At 59.6% G+C, this 14,696-nt stretch carries 11 protein-coding genes; 5 read left to right on the top strand and 6 right to left on the bottom strand.

The window, feature by feature from the left end:
* Positions 1 to 30 precede the first annotated feature (30 nt).
* Positions 31 to 852: an aldo/keto reductase gene (locus SB725_RS26635; RefSeq protein ID WP_027925416.1), complete on the bottom strand. Its 822-nt coding sequence runs from the start codon at positions 850 to 852 to the stop codon at positions 31 to 33.
* A 233-nt stretch (positions 853 to 1,085) separates the two neighbouring features.
* On the opposite strand from SB725_RS26635, the gene SB725_RS26630 reads away from it, so the two are divergent.
* The 3 genes from SB725_RS26630 to SB725_RS26620 all read left to right on the top strand — a co-directional run bounded on the left by SB725_RS26630 (position 1,086) and on the right by SB725_RS26620 (position 3,503).
* Complete coding sequence (locus SB725_RS26630) at positions 1,086 to 1,835, top strand: hypothetical protein (protein ID WP_027925415.1); 750 nt, start codon at positions 1,086 to 1,088, stop codon at positions 1,833 to 1,835.
* Between the two features lie 138 nt (positions 1,836 to 1,973).
* Positions 1,974 to 2,759, top strand: coding sequence for a sulfite exporter TauE/SafE family protein (locus SB725_RS26625; RefSeq protein ID WP_059182480.1), 786 nt, complete (start codon positions 1,974 to 1,976; stop codon positions 2,757 to 2,759).
* Positions 2,760 to 2,930: 171 nt separating this feature from the next.
* The gene (locus SB725_RS26620; protein ID WP_410922833.1) at positions 2,931 to 3,503 is read left to right on the top strand and encodes a DUF4174 domain-containing protein; all 573 of its coding nucleotides are present in this window, start codon (positions 2,931 to 2,933) and stop codon (positions 3,501 to 3,503) included.
* A gap of 152 nt (positions 3,504 to 3,655) precedes the next feature.
* Here SB725_RS26620 and SB725_RS26615 read toward each other — a convergent pair whose 3' ends face one another.
* The 3 genes from SB725_RS26615 to SB725_RS26605 form a co-directional block, all read right to left on the bottom strand.
* Positions 3,656 to 5,833 carry an autotransporter outer membrane beta-barrel domain-containing protein gene (locus SB725_RS26615; protein ID WP_410922832.1) on the bottom strand — a complete coding sequence of 726 codons (2,178 nt, stop codon included), beginning with the start codon at positions 5,831 to 5,833 and terminating at the stop codon, positions 3,656 to 3,658.
* Positions 5,834 to 5,932: 99 nt separating this feature from the next.
* Entirely contained in the window at positions 5,933 to 9,508 is a 3,576-nt protein-coding gene (locus SB725_RS26610; RefSeq protein ID WP_410922831.1) for a transporter substrate-binding domain-containing protein, read from the bottom strand.
* Positions 9,509 to 9,511: 3 nt separating this feature from the next.
* Entirely contained in the window at positions 9,512 to 10,135 is a 624-nt protein-coding gene (locus tag SB725_RS26605) for a response regulator transcription factor (protein ID WP_059182484.1), read from the bottom strand.
* 287 nt (positions 10,136 to 10,422) lie between these two features.
* Between SB725_RS26605 and SB725_RS26600 the strand changes: the two genes are divergently transcribed.
* Complete coding sequence (locus SB725_RS26600) at positions 10,423 to 10,791, top strand: DUF6124 family protein (RefSeq protein ID WP_410922830.1); 369 nt, start codon at positions 10,423 to 10,425, stop codon at positions 10,789 to 10,791.
* A 225-nt stretch (positions 10,792 to 11,016) separates the two neighbouring features.
* On the opposite strand, the gene ampC is transcribed toward SB725_RS26600, so the two are convergent.
* Positions 11,017 to 12,183: a class C beta-lactamase gene (gene ampC, locus SB725_RS26595; protein ID WP_027925409.1), complete on the bottom strand. Its 1,167-nt coding sequence runs from the start codon at positions 12,181 to 12,183 to the stop codon at positions 11,017 to 11,019.
* A gap of 162 nt (positions 12,184 to 12,345) precedes the next feature.
* On the opposite strand from ampC, the gene SB725_RS26590 reads away from it, so the two are divergent.
* Positions 12,346 to 13,230, top strand: a complete 885-nt coding sequence (locus SB725_RS26590) for a LysR family transcriptional regulator (protein WP_027925408.1) — start codon at positions 12,346 to 12,348, stop codon at positions 13,228 to 13,230.
* A 118-nt stretch (positions 13,231 to 13,348) separates the two neighbouring features.
* On the opposite strand, the gene gudD is transcribed toward SB725_RS26590, so the two are convergent.
* Positions 13,349 to 14,692, bottom strand: a complete 1,344-nt coding sequence (gudD, locus tag SB725_RS26585) for a glucarate dehydratase (protein WP_059182487.1) — start codon at positions 14,690 to 14,692, stop codon at positions 13,349 to 13,351.
* Between the last annotated feature and the right edge of the window lie 4 nt (positions 14,693 to 14,696).

Genomic DNA, 14,696 nt, shown 5'->3' with positions numbered 1-14,696 from the left:
GCAGAAACCCTCTGCCAATACGGCGATGGCTCAGACCATGGCCAATCGCTGTTTGTGTTGTGGCGCGTGAAACGCGTGGTCCAGCACCTCCAGATCCCCGGGTTCGAGCCGCACTTGCGCGGCTTGCGCATTCAATTTCACGTGTTCAGGTTTGACCGCTTTGGGGATGGCGATCACGCCGGGCTGCCGCAGGATCCATGCCAGCGCCACTTGAGCCGGTGTCACCCCGTGATGGGCGGCAATTTTTACCAGCGTCGGATGCGTCAGCATTTCACCGCCCTGGCCGATAGGGCAGTACGCCATCAACGGCAGCTGGTGTTGTTGGCTCCAGGGCAGCAAATCAAATTCGATGCCGCGCTCCTCCAGGTTGTAGAGCACCTGATTGGTGGCGCAGGTTGATGAGTGCAGTTCGTGCAGGTCGTCCAAGTCGAAATTGGACACACCCCAACGGCCAATCTTGCCGTCTTCACGCAGGCGCTCGAAGGCTTCGACGGTTTCCTCCAAGGGGTACTGGCCGCGCCAGTGCAGCAGGTACAGATCGATGTAATCGGTTTTCAAGCGCCGCAGGCTGCGTTCGCACGCCTGGGGAATGCCTTGGCAGCTGGCGTTGTGCGGGTAGACCTTGCTGACCACAAAGACCTGGTCACGCAGACCGCTGATGGCTTGTGCGACCACCTCCTCGGCGCCGCCTTCAGCGTACATTTCCGCGGTATCGATCAGCGTCATGCCCAGCTCGATGCCCTGGCGCAGGGCCGAGACTTCTTTAGCGCGCGCCGAATGATCTTCACCCATGTGCCAGGTGCCCTGGCCAATGACCGGTACGTTGACGCCGGCCAGTTCAAGGAACCGCATGAAAACCTCCTGTGTGCAACACGGTGGATACCTAGTTGGCAGCAAAATAACCCGGTGGTTCCCTCCAGCGCCATCTTCCAGGTAAAAGCGAACATGACGAGATATCACCTTTGGGCAGGCAGGCGCCTTCGCTCACGGACCACCGGCACTGCACTTTTTTGGTATTGACGGCTCTATCCTTGGGCAGCCGGCGGCGATCCCCACCGCTGGCCCATGCCCAAGTTCAAGAACCCATGGCTCGAGTGTTACCCCGCATCACCCCACCGATCCGCCGCCGCTGCTTGTTTCTGGCTGGCTTGGCGATGTTCTTTGTCAGCGGTTGCAGCCAGCAACAGGGCAATGACATTGTCAGCCAGTTCCGCGAAGGCCGTCCCCAGGAATTTCTGCAGACCAGCGTCGACCGCATGGCCACGCTGACGATGCGTGACAACCTCGACAGCCTCTATTTGCTGATGAGCAAGCTTTACCTGCGCAACCCCGAGGAGCTGAAAAAATCCGGCTTCCTCGATGCCCGAACCGCCGGGAAGCAAGTGCGCATGGCCATCGAGCAGCAACAGCCACTGCCCACCCTCGGTGGCAAAAAAGACCTGGCGGCGCTCAGGTTTGCCATGAGCCCGGAGTTTCTCGGTGACCGGGTCGGTGCTTTCATCTATGCCATCGGCAGCATGCTGGTAACCGCTCACGGCAATCGCCTGGAGTTCTACATGACGGACGCGATCAACCCGACGTTCGTCAACAACGCCGCGCGCAACATCGAGATCGCCACGTGGATTCTCAGCCAGCGGCAAAACAAACAAGGCGAACCCTTGCTGTTCTCCAACGAGATCTCGGAGGAGGGCAGCAACCTGAGTTTCGCCGTGGAGTTCGGCAAGATCGTTGCCCGGCTGGATTTGCTGACGCAGATGCTCGACGAACGCTACCGGCGCATCGGCTTGAATTATGCGCAGAGCCTGCTGTTCCTGAATTTCCTGCCGGTGCAATAAACCCCGACACAGCGCCTACAGGGGAATGGATGTTGTTATGTCTTGGATATAACGATAGTTCGCATCGATATAAGTGGTTATAAGAAAAATCGCTATGCTGCGGGCCAGATTTCTTCTGCGGTCTTTGTGGACGTCTCAATGGATTTAGTGAACATCGGGTTGATCGTTGCCGGGTTGGTGGTTGGCTTTATTGTCGGCATGACGGGCGTCGGTGGTGGGTCGTTGATGACCCCGATTCTGCTGTGGTTCGGCATCAACCCCGCGACAGCGGTCGGTACCGATTTGCTCTACGCGGCGATCACCAAATCCAGTGGCGTGCTGGTCCACCGGAAAAACAACAACATCGACTGGGCGATTACCGGCTGGCTGACCCTTGGCAGCGTGCCGGCGGTGGCGTTGACGCTGTGGTTCCTGAGCAGCTTGCACACCGCGCCTGAAACCATGAATGCCGTCATCAAGCAGGCACTGGGGTTCGTCCTGTTTGCCACTGCATTGGCGATTCTGTTCAAGAAGCGCCTGCTCGATTTCGCGCACAAACGCGCCGGTGGCAACTACAACCCCAGTGGCAAACGCCTCAACGGCATGACGGTGATCACCGGCCTGGTGCTGGGCACCATGGTTGCGCTGACGTCCATCGGTGCGGGCGCCCTGGGCACCGTGGCCCTGTTTATCCTGTATCCGCTGCTGCCGACCCGTCGCCTCGTCGGGACCGAAATCGCCCACGCGGTGCCGTTGACACTGGTCGCCGGGCTTGGCCATGCGAGCATGGGCAACATGGACTGGCACGTGCTGGGATTCTTGTTGATCGGCTCGCTGCCGGGGATCTGGTTGGGCAGTCATTTGACCGGCAAGATTTCCGATGAAGTGCTGCGCCCTTGCCTGGCGACGATGTTGATGCTGATCGGTTACAAACTGGCGTTCTGATTCCGATTGAATCACCCCGCTGCTTATCTGCGATGAGATTAGCCCCGTCTGTTGCGCAATGACCGCCCTGACCTAAGCTTGGGTCAAGGCGAAACACAATTGCGGTGCGTCACCCGGAACGAACGCCGCGATGCGCAATCATTAGAGCGTGGTTATCAAAAGGAGATGCGCATGCTCATCAGGTTTTTGACCCTGACAACCTTGCTGGCTTTCGCCGGTCCCTTATTCGCAACCGAAAGTGATTCACCGCTGGATATCGACAAAGGCCGGTCCCGGCCCTTGATTGTCATTGCACCCAGCACCGTCGATCCGGTCTGGGTCGGGCTGAAAAAGTCACTGGACGATCCGGCCAACAAGGAGGGGATCGCCCAACGCAATATCCGGGTGTATAGCGTGCTGAATATGTTCGGCCAGCTCGACGGCAAGGACCTCGGTCAGCAGGACACCATGGCGCTGATTCGCTCCCTGAAACTCGGTGCGGGGGCGTTGCCCAAAGTGATCCTGATCGGCAAGGACGGCGAGAAGAAGCTTGAGAGTTCGGGGGCTGAGTCAAAATCGGTCGATTTGAAGAAAGTGTTCGACACCATCGATGCCTTGCCAGCAGCCGAAAAAGAAGCCACCGCGCCGCCGGTAGTGACCCCACCTGCCGAGGCTGAGCCGGTCAAAGGCGCTAAAGGCGCCAAGGCCACCAAAAATGGCAAACCGGCCAAACCAACCAAGCCCCCTGAAATGCCGGATGACTGACACCCCACCGACCCTGTAGCAGCTGGCGCAGCCTGCGTCCGGCTGCGCAGCAGTCGTAAACCCTGAGTACGCGGTCTTCCTGAAACACCGCACCGCTTGATTTCACGACTGCTTCGCAGCCGGACGCAGGCTGCGCCAGCTGCAGGGTGTGGTTACCAGTTATAGCGATACCCGACCGTCACCGCCCACGGCTGCTCGATGTCGCTGCCATGGGTGTAGCCCGCTTCCGCAAAGAAGCTGTGTTTGTCCGTCGCCTTCACCGCAACGCCCGCGCCAATCTCGGCGCGTGAACCCGGCAAACGGCTGTCCAGCTTCGCGCCGTTGACTTTCACATGGCTATCGCCGGCATGTTCGGTGATCCACGCGGCCTTGGCGTATGGCTTCACGGCCACGCCATTGTCCAGTTGCAGATTGCGTCCAGCCATCGCACCAACGCGACTTTGCACGGACATCATCGCGTCCTGTTCGACCTCCAGGCCATTGCTGGCGGTGTAGCGTCCACCGCTGATGCGCGCCACTTGCAATCCCGCCTGCGGTTCGACAAACCAACCCTGACCCAGATCGAGTGTCTTGCCGACTTGAACATCAGCACTGACCGCGTGGTTTTTGTAGCGCGCCTTGACCTTGTCACCCAGGTTGCTGGTGATGTTGACTTCATTGTCCAGGCGGCTGTATTTCACCGCGCCATCGACGTACACACCGCTGCGGTCCAGGTAGCTGGCATAACCCCCGAGTGTGGCACTGTCGATCGTGCCCTTGCTGGCTTCGCCGAAGTCTTGTCGAGCTTGTCCCTTGCCGAGCAAACCACCGACATACAGCGTGCCGTCGGCGAAGGGCAGGGCGGTATCGGCACCGATCTCCATGCCGTTGACCTGCTGCTGGAACGCGCGACTGGTGCCGGTATCCAGCCGTTGCTCGGTGCCATAGCCTCGGGTCCAGAGACCGCCCTGATCCTTGCCCGAGCGCAGTTCGCCCAAGTGTTGAGTTGTGGCGTTCATCTGCGCGCCGATCAAAGCGGCGCTGGCGGTCTGGGTGGCAACGGCGGCGTTGGCGCCTTTGCTCAGGGTGTGTGATTGAGGAATCTGAGGGCGGTTAGCCGGTTTGGAAGTGGTCGGTGGCTGAGAAATCGGCGGCACCTGCGGATTGTCTACCACTGGCGGATTCACTGGCTGCTGCGGGTTTTCATCCGGCGGCGGGTTCACTGGATCCTGAGGATCCTGGTCTGGCGTGTTGACGTCAGGTTTAGCCAGATACCAATCATTGCCTTGCTGTCGCAGCGTGTAGCGATAAGCGCCGGCATCAACCGTCTGGCCGTAGAGTTTGAAATCACCGCTTCCACCGTTGCCATTGACCAGCATCAGCGGTTGTTGCGCACCGCTCGGTGCGGTCCCGGAGTCGGCGACCACCAAGGTGTGGCTGTCGCTGATCGGGCCTTGCACCCTGATTTGGTCACCCTTCGCCGAGGCCAGGTCGGTGTTCATTAGGAACGTGCCGTTACCCGTCAGCGGACCTTTGACCATCAGGATGTGGAAGCCGTTGACCGCAGGGTCGGCGAAGGCCACCTGACCGTTGATAGCACTCGCACCGCCAAGAATCGCATCGCCCTTGAGCTGCAAAACGCCGCCAGCGTTAATGGTCGTGTCGCTGGCATCCGCCCGATCACCGAGCACCATCAAGCCACCCTGATTGACGGTGGTGAAGTGCACATGGGTGCCCGACACGCTCTCCATCTGCCCACCCCGATTCACCGTGGTGTCGATGGCCGAAGCCGTGTCGCTGACGGACAGGAGCCCTCCGTCATAGATGGTTGTCTGGTCGGCGTAGCCGTTTTGATAAACAGTCATCTGACTGTTGTTCACGCGAGTGTTCTTGGCCGTTGCGTCCATGTACACGTACATAGTTCCACTGTTGAGCAGCGTGTCGCTGACCACTGCGTTCTGGGCAACCTCCAGGTTGCCGCCGGTAACGGTGGTGCTCAGGGCCGTGGCCGAACCGACGACCACCATCGTTCCGCCGCTTTCCACAACGCTGTCAAAAGCACGGCCGCTGTCCTGAATTTGCAGCCAGCCGTCGCCATTAACCGTGGTGTCCACCGAGACCCCCGCGTCCCAGATGTGAATGTTTCCATGGCTGACGGTGCTGTTGACGAGCGTGCCGCCGGAGCCGACATCGAACGAGGAACCATCGTTCACCAGCACATTTTCCTGACGTGTTGTCAGGCAAGTGATCGAGTCGCAGCTGGCAGCGTTCGACACCGCGGGCAGGGCACCCAGCATCAACAAAGCCCCCGACATCGAAACACGAGAAAACCGCGCACCAAACGTAACCATGGAAAACACCCGCCGACTGCCTGTAATGAAGGCGCGAATTCTGCGGAGAGGACCGTGGTAGGTAACGCAGGCGGTTCCCGTTTTTTTGTAGGATGCGTCCTACAAAGGTGGGTTGCTGAGGTGGGCTTGAAGGCTGTCTTGCAGGCGTTGCATGGTTTCCACGAAGGCCAGATGCAGCCGATTCAACTCGTCGAGCGGCAGGTCCCCATGACAACCCTGCTCCAGCTGCTCGCACGCACTGATCAAGCGCATGGCGTGGATAATCCGCGCACTGCCGAGGATCTTGTGGCAGCGCCGGCCCATGGCATTGAGGTCACCGGCCGAATACAGCGCTTGCATGGCGTCGAAATCTTCCTGATTGGTGCGCAACACCGTGGCCAGCAGTTGGCGAGTCATTGCCGCGTCGCCGGCGGTGATAGCGCTGAGCTTTGAGATATCGAAGCACGGCGGCGCGGCCAGTTGCGTCTTTTCGGCTTGATGAAGATAGCGTTCAAGCACCGAGCGGGTGACGGGTTTGAACAGGCAATCGTTCATGCCCGCTTCAAGACAGCGGTGGATTTCCTCAGGCTGTGCGTTGGCCGTGAGCCCGACCACATGGGTGGCGGCGCGTCCTTCCCGGGCCTCGGTCGCCCTGAGTTGGCGGGTCATTTGATCACCGCACATCTGCGGCATGTTGCAGTCGGTGATCACATAGTCGAAGGGTTCCCGCTCCCAGCGCTGTAACCCCTCGACCCCGTTCTCGGCGCAGGTCACGCGCATACCCAGCGATTCCAGTTGACGCTGCAGCACCACGCGGTTGAACTCGTGATCCTCGACGATCAGCACATTGCGCATCGGCAAGGGCGGTAGGTATTCAGCGTCGATCAAGGGCGCAGTTTCTTCATCGGGCGCGAGGGCGGCATCCAGTTCCAGGGTAAAGCAGGAACCGTGTCCCGGCTCGCTAACACAGCTCAACCGGCCACCCATCAATTGCGTCAACTGCTGACAGATCGAAAGGCCGAGGCCGGTCCCGATCTGCAATTCGGAGTGACCGGAGTCGAACTGGGTGTATGGCTGAAACAGCCGTTCGCGCTGCTGTTCATCCAGGCCGATGCCGGTGTCCTGAATCCGCAGGCGTACGCGAGCGATGTCGCCCTCGGGTTCGGTCAACAGCTGAACCATCACCGACCCTTGCGGGGTGAACTTGATCGCATTGCTGATCAGGTTGGACGCGATCTGCCGGAACCGCAGTGAGTCCAGTTCTACCGCGATGTCCGCCGTAGGACCGACAAACTCCAGAGCGACGTTTTTCTGTTGGGCGAGGCTGGCGAAACTCTGGATCACGGTGCTGACCAGACGCTCGGGATGGCAGATGCCGGTGCGCAGTTCGAATTTGCCGGATTCGATTTTCGACAGGTCGAGAATCTCGCCGATCAGCTCCATCATGCCGCTGGCGGACTTCTGGGCGATGTTGATCAGTTCAGGGGCGGGACGCTTGTCGTGCATCAGTTCCAGGACCCCGATCAACGCGCTCATGGGCGTGCGGATTTCGTGGCTCATCACCGCCAGAAAGTGACTTTTGCCACGGTTGGCTGCTTCCGCCAGATCCTTGGCTTGCTGCAGGGCATGTTGCAGATGCTGCTGTTCGGTGAGGTCGATCCAGCCGCCGATGACACCCGTCATGGTGCCGTCGGAGTCGCGGTAGGGCAGGGCCCAGTGGTAGATGTGGTAGGGCTTGCCGTTAATGGTCAGGGCGAAATTGTCGAACGACGGTTCGCCGCTGGCGAGGGTCGCGCGGTGGATGCGTTTGTAGTGGTGCGCGTCGTCGAGGGGCAGGACGTTCGCCTCGATCAAGCCTTTGTTCAGGACCTGATCCAGTTCGACTTCCATCACCTGCAGATAGGCACGATTGCAGGTCAACAACCGGCCTTCGCGGTTACGCACGTAGATCGGGTGCGGCGTACCGTCGACCAGCACTTTCATGAACTCCAGCTGATCGTTCAAGGCCTTCTGGGCTTTCTGGCGCTCGGCGATTTGCCGGCGCAGCCCCAGGTTCCACGCCACAATCACCAACAGTACCGCCAACAGACCCAGCACCGCTTTGTAGAACCAGCTTTTGTAGGCGTTCCAGCCACCCTCGCTTTCCTGCGGGTTTTGCCAGCGATTGGCCAGGTCGCTGAGCTCGTCGGGACGAATGTCGAGCAGCGCCTTGTTCAGGATCGAGACCAGTTCAGTGTTCTGATGCCCGGTGGCAAAACCGATCAGCGCCGGTTGAGAACCAATGACCGAATCGATTTGCAGGCGACCGCGGAAAAAACGGTCGATCAAGTACGTCGCGCCCAGCTGCGGCTGGATGACGCCTTCAACCCGACCTTCGGCCAGCAACTCATAGGACTCGATGGGGGCATCGACTTCCAGCCAGGCGATGTCCGGCCATTCGCGCGCTAGCCAGTTGGCGGCGGCCGAGTCCTTGACGATTGCCACCCGCTGGCCGTTCAAACCGGTCAGGCCTGGGTGCTCCGGTTGAGTACGCGTCACCAGCACAAAGGGGTTGACTACGTAGGGCCGGGAGAACAGCACGTTGGGTTCGCGCAACTCGCTGTATGTCAACGCGGCAATAATGCTGGGCGGGTCCCGTTGCGCGCGGCTGACCATGGCGTCAATAGAGGTGATTTTGCTCGGCTGGAACACCAGCCCGGTGCGGTCGTTGATCAACTCAAGCACATCCGCCGCCATGCCACGCAATTGGCCTTGGGCATTGAAAAAGCTGAAAGGCGAGTACAAGTCGTTGGCCAGGACGTCTATCTGAGGATGATCCTTGATCCATTGCTGTTCCGCCGCAGTCAGTTGCAGGCGGCTGTAACCCAACCCTGGATTGGCCCCGATGCCCCAGCGCCGGGCAATCACTGCACGTTCCTGAGGTGAAATATTCGCCAGGGCGCTGTTGAGCAAGGTTCGCAGCTGACTGTCCTGACGCTGTACCGCAAAGCTGAATCCCAGTCCCTCGGAATCTCGCTGAATCGTCTGCTTCAGGCTTTGCTGATAGCTGTGTTCTACAAGGTATTGCGCGGAAATGGCGTCCGTCAGCAGCACCATGCCTTCGCCATAGGCCACCCGCCCCAGACCTTGTTCGGTGGAGGGCACCGATTCCACCCGCAACGGTGGAAACAGGGCGGCCACCCGTTCCTGTTGAATCCAGTCAGGGTCGAACAATACGGTGATGCCGGCGGTAGGCCGGTCGTTGGGCCAGTGCGTGCCGAACTTGCTGATCAACACCGCCTGGTCGTAGGCGTAAGGTGCACTCAGCAACAGATCGGCATGGATCGCTTCCAGATGGTTGATCCGCGGGACGAGATCCACTTCACCTTGGCTCAACGCCGCCAGGGCCTGTTCCTGGCTGGCATAACGACTGACCTGCAAACGCACGCCCAAACCACGGGCCACCACATCGAGGTAATCGGCGGACAGGCCTTCGTAATCCTTTTGATTGGCGGTGATGTCCAGCGGTGGCCGGTCGGGCAAATAGACGCCCACCCGCAGCACGGCTTTGTGATTCAGCCATTGGCGTTGCGCCGCATTGAGCGTCACGGCGACGCGGCTGTCCGCCGCACGGCTGAGCAGGGCCAGCGGTTCTGCCAAGGCTTGCAGTGACAGGAACATCAGCACGCCCAGCAGCACCTGCCGCAGGGTTTTCATGAATCAGGCCAGATCATTGCGTTTGGCGAACTCGATCAGTTCCAGCAGCGTCGAGGCGTTGAGTTTCTGCATCAGGCGGGTTTTGTAGGTGCTGACGGTCTTGTTGCTGAGCAGCATGTCGTCGGCGATTTCCTTGTTGCTTTTGCCCAGTGCCAGGCCATGCAACACCTTGAGTTCGCGCCGGGTGATGGCACTCAGCAGTTGCGCATCGTTCTGGGCGAAATCGCTTTTGCGCACCGAATCGAAGGTGCTCACCGGAAACCAGGACTTGCCGCTGGCGACGGCTTTGAGCGCCGTGAGGATTTCCTCCGGGTCATCGATTTTCGACAAAAAGCCCGAAGCGCCGGCACGCAGGCATTGCGCCGCGTAGGCCTGGCTTTTCAAACCGGTGTGTACCAGCACATGAGCCGGGCTGCCGGCGATGCGCAACCGGTCGATGACCGCCATGCCGTCGAGTTGCGGGATGTCCAAGTCGAGCACGATCACGTCCGGCTTGAGCTCGAACGCCTTGCTCAGGGCCTCTACACCGTTGTCGCACTCGCCGACGATCTCATGGCCTTCACGGGCCAGAATCATCCCGATTGCCATGCGCACTACAGCGTGATCATCGACCAGCAGCACTTTCATAGGTCAGCCCTCATGCCCTGATTCAGCATAGTCCGGGCACTGAAAAACAGCGTGCAGGGCGGATGCGTGGCGAGGCGGGTTCAAAAAGGGGGCGATCCTACCGGGTTTGGAGGGGGATGTAATGGTTCCGGGTGCGCGCATTTCCTTCAATGGCATCGGAAAATTCCTTCAAGTTGTGTCGCACTTGATGAACTGGTGTCTGTCAGCCCGCACCGCTAGCCTTCGTGGAAGTCCGCGACATTGAAGGACCCAAGGATGAAAACACCCGTGAAAAAGGAGCCTCGCCTGTGAAAAAGTTCAGCAAGCCTCAAGGAGACACCCCTGACAATACCAATCATCCCGCGTCTGTGAAGCTGTGTGGCACCGCCGACGTGGCGGTCATTCCACGCCCCAGGCCTGTTTCCTCGCCCCAGCCTATATTCACCATTGCCCCCGGCGTCGACACGCGGACGCTACTGAAACAAGCTTGCGATACCCTCGCGTCGTTGACGGCCCTGCTTGAGAACTTTGCCGCCAAACTGGAAGGGCCGAACCGCGGTGAAATATTTTCGATCCAGCAGTTGGCGATGGTCGCCGAGTTGTTGGTGAACCAGGTGCGGGACAACCTTGCGACGGACAGGGAGGCGTCTGCCGGTGAGCCAGAGACCCGGCATTAAGCAGGCGTAAGAACGAAAATGGGTGACCTCAAAGGGTCACCCATTTTTTGTTTTGTAGCCGCTGTCGAGCTCCGGCGAGGCTGCGTTCGGCTGCGAAGCAGTCGTAAAATCAGGCAACGCGGTGTTTCAGAAAGACCGCGTGTGCAGGGTTTACGACTGCTACAGAGCCGAACGCAGCCTCGCTGGAGCTCGACAGCGGCTACAGAGGGCTCGTGTTGCTTCCGGTTATTCGCTCAGGGCATTCAATATCGTGTGGGCGATTTTGATCCGTTCCGGGTTCGGGTAGTTTTTGTTGGCCAGGATCACGATGCCGATGTCCTTCGAGGGCACAAACGCAACGTAGGCACCGAAGCCGCCCGTGGAGCCGGTTTTGTTGAGCAGCACGTTTTGCGGTGGCTGCTGCGGCGGGTTCAACCACTTGACCTCGTGAGCTTCCATTGCCATCTCGGTCGAGTTGCCGGCGAGCAGCCGATCCAGCGTGACCGGATAAGGGTAGAACTCCCAACCCAGCCCCTGTGTCATTTGACCCACCGTGTAATAACCGGTGTGAGTGGTGGCGATGGCTTGCTGCAATGGCTTTTCCAGTCCTGCCGGTTTCATGTTCGCTTCAACATATCGAATCAGGTCCGAGGCACTGGTTTTCACGCCGTAGGCTTCGGAATCCAGCGCCCCCGGCTCGACACGTACCGGCTTGTCGTCCTTGTTGTAACCCTGAGCGTAAAGCCCCATCTGCGCTGGCGGGACCTTGAGGTAGGTGTGCTTGAGGCCCAGTTTTGGCAGCAAGGTTTTTTCCATCAGGTCATCGAACGGCTGGCCCATGCTGTGGGCGGCAAGATAACCGAACAGCCCTATGCTTGGGTTCGAATACAGGCGATGGGTGCCAGCAGGGTAAACCGGTGTCCATCGCTTGAAGTAATCGAGCATCGTGTCGGCATGGTCAGCGTCGTCGGGGAATTGCAGCGGCAACCCGCCAGCGGTGTAAGTGCCCAATTGCAACACACTGATGCGATCGAACGCACTGCCTCGCAATGCCGGCAAAACGGTGCTGGCAGTATCGGACAGGGACAGTTTGCCGTTGGCCTGCGCATACCCGGCCAGCGTGGCGGCGAAGGTTTTACTGACCGAACCGATTTCGAACAAGGTGTCCTGGCTGACCGGTTTGCGATTCTCTTTAGAGGCCACGCCGTAATTAAAGTAATGCTGCTGACCGTTCTGGGTGATCGCGACGGCAAGGCCGGCGATGTTCTGTTGCTGAATCACGGGGCCGACGGCGGCGTTGACCACAGATTCGAGTTGTTGGTCGGACGGGGGCGCGGCAATACAGGATGCCGCGCCGAGGATAAGGGCGAAAGCACCATAGGATGCAAGCCTTGGCAATTTGTTTGTGTACATGTCAGATCTACTCTTCATGAGTTGTGTCGATGGTAACCCGCTACACTCCATGCGCTCTTGCAAATCGGGTTGCCTGATAGGCGAGCCAAATCTAGGCAGTACGCCTAGCGTCGACAAACGACGATATTTCGGGTGAGCCATTAGAAAAACTATGGAGTTGGCATGATTCGTCCTCACTTGCCGCTGAATGCGTTGCGCGCTTTCGAGGCCTCCGCACGCCATTTGAGTTTTACTCGGGCGGCGGTGGAGTTGTTCGTTACGCCTGCGGCGGTGAGTCATCAAGTCAAAAGCCTTGAAGCCCAACTCAACGTAACACTGTTCAAACGCTTGCCACGCGGGTTAATGCTGACCAGTGAGGGTGAAACCTTGCTGCCGGTCCTGCGCGAGTCTTTTGACCGAATCGCCGAAACGCTTGAGCGGTTCGAAGGCGGGCACTATCGGGATGTGTTGACTGTCGGGGCGGTGGGTACGTTCGCGGTCGGGTGGTTATTGCCGCGGCTGGCGGACTTCCAGGAGAAACATCCGTTCATAGATTTACGGCTGTCGACCCATAACAATCGGGTGGACGTGGCCGCTGAAGGGCTGGATTACGCGATTCGCTTTGGCGCTGGCGCCTGGCACGGGATTGACGCGCTGCGGTTGATCGAAGCGCCGCTGTCGGTGCTGTGCGTTCCCGAACTGGCCCGACAGTTAAGCGAGCCTCAGGATCTTTTGAAACAAACGTTGTTACGTTCCTACCGGACAGACGAGTGGCCTGAGTGGTTTCTGGCTTGCGGGTTACCGCCCAATACGGCACCCACCAGGAATATTGTGTTCGACTCTTCGCTGGCGATGATGGAAGCCGCGCTTCAAGGTGCCGGCATTGCATTGGCGCCGCCGCTGATGTTTTCCCGTCAACTGGCGGCGGGTGCCATCGAGCAACCGTTCGCCATCGGCATCACCACTGGCAGCTACTGGCTCACCCGCTTGCAATCCCGCCCCGAAACGGCGGCGATGTCGGCGTTCAAGGAGTGGCTACTGCAAGCGTGCGAAACGCCACCCTTGTAGGAGTGAGCCTGCTCGCGATAACGGAATGTCAGGCGGCATCAATGTTGAATGTGCCGGCCTCTTCGTCGGAACGCCGCCCGGAGCAGGCTCACTCCTGCAAGGAGTACAGCGGCAGAAGTCAGCGCACCAGGCACGGCCGTTTGTTATCGAATTTCCAGCCGGGGATCAGAAACTGCATCGCCACGCTGTCATCTCGCGCCCCCAGTCCCATGCCTTTGTACAGTTCATGGGCCTTGGCCAATTGGTCCATGTCCAGTTCAACCCCTAGCCCCGGCTTCTTCGGCACCTGCACACAACCACCGACGATTTGCAGTGGGGCTTTGGTCAAGCGCTGGCCATCCTGCCAGATCCAGTGAGTGTCGATGGCGGTGATGTCGCCCGGCGCAGCCGCCGCGACGTGGGTGAACATGGCCAGGGAAATATCGAAGTGGTTGTTCGAGTGCGAACCCCAGGTCAGGCCCCATTCATGGCACATCTGCGCCACGCGAACCGAACCTTGCATGGTCCAGAAATGCGGGTCTGCCAGCGGAATGTCCACCGATTGCAACTGAATGGCGTGGCCCATTTCCCGCCAGTCGGTGGCGATCATGTTGGTCGCGGTTTTCAGTCCGGTGGCACGGCGGAACTCGGCCATGACCTCCCGGCCGGAGTAACCGTTTTCCGCGCCGCACGGGTCTTCGGCGTAGGCCAGAACATGATGCTGATCGCGGCACAAGCGAATGGCTTCCTTGAGTGACCACGCGCCATTCGGATCGAGCGTGATGCGCGCATCCGGAAAGCGTTCGGCCAGTGCGGTGACGGCTTCGATTTCTTCATCACCACCGAGCACGCCGCCCTTGAGTTTAAAGTCTTTGAAACCGTAGCGGGCGTGAGCGGCCTCAGCCAGACGAACCACCGCGTCAGCGGTCATGGCTTGCTCGTGGCGCACACGGAACCAGTCGTTATCGGCGTCCGGTTCGCTGCGGTAGGCCAGGTCTGTCTGCTGGCGATCACCCACGTAAAACAGGTAACCGAGCATCTTCACTTCGTCACGTTGCTGGCCTTCGCCGAGCAGGGCGGCGACCGGTACGTCCAGATGCTGGCCGAGCAAGTCGAGCAGGGCGGCCTCAAGCCCCGTAACGGCGTGAATGGTGATCCGCAGGTCAAACGTCTGCAAACCGCGCCCGCCGGCGTCGCGATCGGCAAAGGTCTGGCGCACCTGGTTGAGAATCTTCTGATACGTGCCGATCGGGCTGCCAACCACCAGCGCGCGGGCGTCTTCCAGTGTCTGGCGAATACGCTCGCCACCCGGTACTTCACCGACCCCGGTGTGACCGGCGTTGTCCTTGAGGATCACGATATTGCGGGTGAAAAACGGACCATGGGCGCCGCTCAGGTTGAGCAGCATGCCATCGTGGCCGGCCACTGGAACCACCTCCATGCTGGTGATGATCGGGGCTTTTGCGCAGTCTTGTGGGTGCATTTTC

This window comes from Pseudomonas sp. SIMBA_041, assembly GCF_046535095.1.
In the GTDB taxonomy this organism is placed as follows: Bacteria; Pseudomonadota; Gammaproteobacteria; order Pseudomonadales; family Pseudomonadaceae; genus Aquipseudomonas; species Aquipseudomonas mucoides.
This window is presented reverse-complemented; position numbering and strand designations above follow the sequence as displayed.

What these genes read in the sequence shown, in the direction of transcription:
- SB725_RS26635 (WP_027925416.1), bottom strand. Translation starts at nt 852, where the DNA reads ATGCGGTTCCTTGAACTGGCCGGCGTCAACGTACCGGTCATTGGCCAG.
- SB725_RS26630 (WP_027925415.1), top strand. Translation starts at nt 1,086, where the DNA reads ATGGCTCGAGTGTTACCCCGCATCACCCCACCGATCCGCCGCCGCTGC.
- SB725_RS26625 (WP_059182480.1), top strand. Translation starts at nt 1,974, where the DNA reads ATGGATTTAGTGAACATCGGGTTGATCGTTGCCGGGTTGGTGGTTGGC.
- SB725_RS26620 (WP_410922833.1), top strand. Translation starts at nt 2,931, where the DNA reads ATGCTCATCAGGTTTTTGACCCTGACAACCTTGCTGGCTTTCGCCGGT.
- SB725_RS26615 (WP_410922832.1), bottom strand. Translation starts at nt 5,833, where the DNA reads ATGGTTACGTTTGGTGCGCGGTTTTCTCGTGTTTCGATGTCGGGGGCT.
- SB725_RS26610 (WP_410922831.1), bottom strand. Translation starts at nt 9,508, where the DNA reads ATGAAAACCCTGCGGCAGGTGCTGCTGGGCGTGCTGATGTTCCTGTCA.
- SB725_RS26605 (WP_059182484.1), bottom strand. Translation starts at nt 10,135, where the DNA reads ATGAAAGTGCTGCTGGTCGATGATCACGCTGTAGTGCGCATGGCAATC.
- ampC (WP_027925409.1), bottom strand. Translation starts at nt 12,183, where the DNA reads ATGTACACAAACAAATTGCCAAGGCTTGCATCCTATGGTGCTTTCGCC.
- SB725_RS26590 (WP_027925408.1), top strand. Translation starts at nt 12,346, where the DNA reads ATGATTCGTCCTCACTTGCCGCTGAATGCGTTGCGCGCTTTCGAGGCC.
- gudD (WP_059182487.1), bottom strand. Translation starts at nt 14,692, where the DNA reads ATGCACCCACAAGACTGCGCAAAAGCCCCGATCATCACCAGCATGGAG.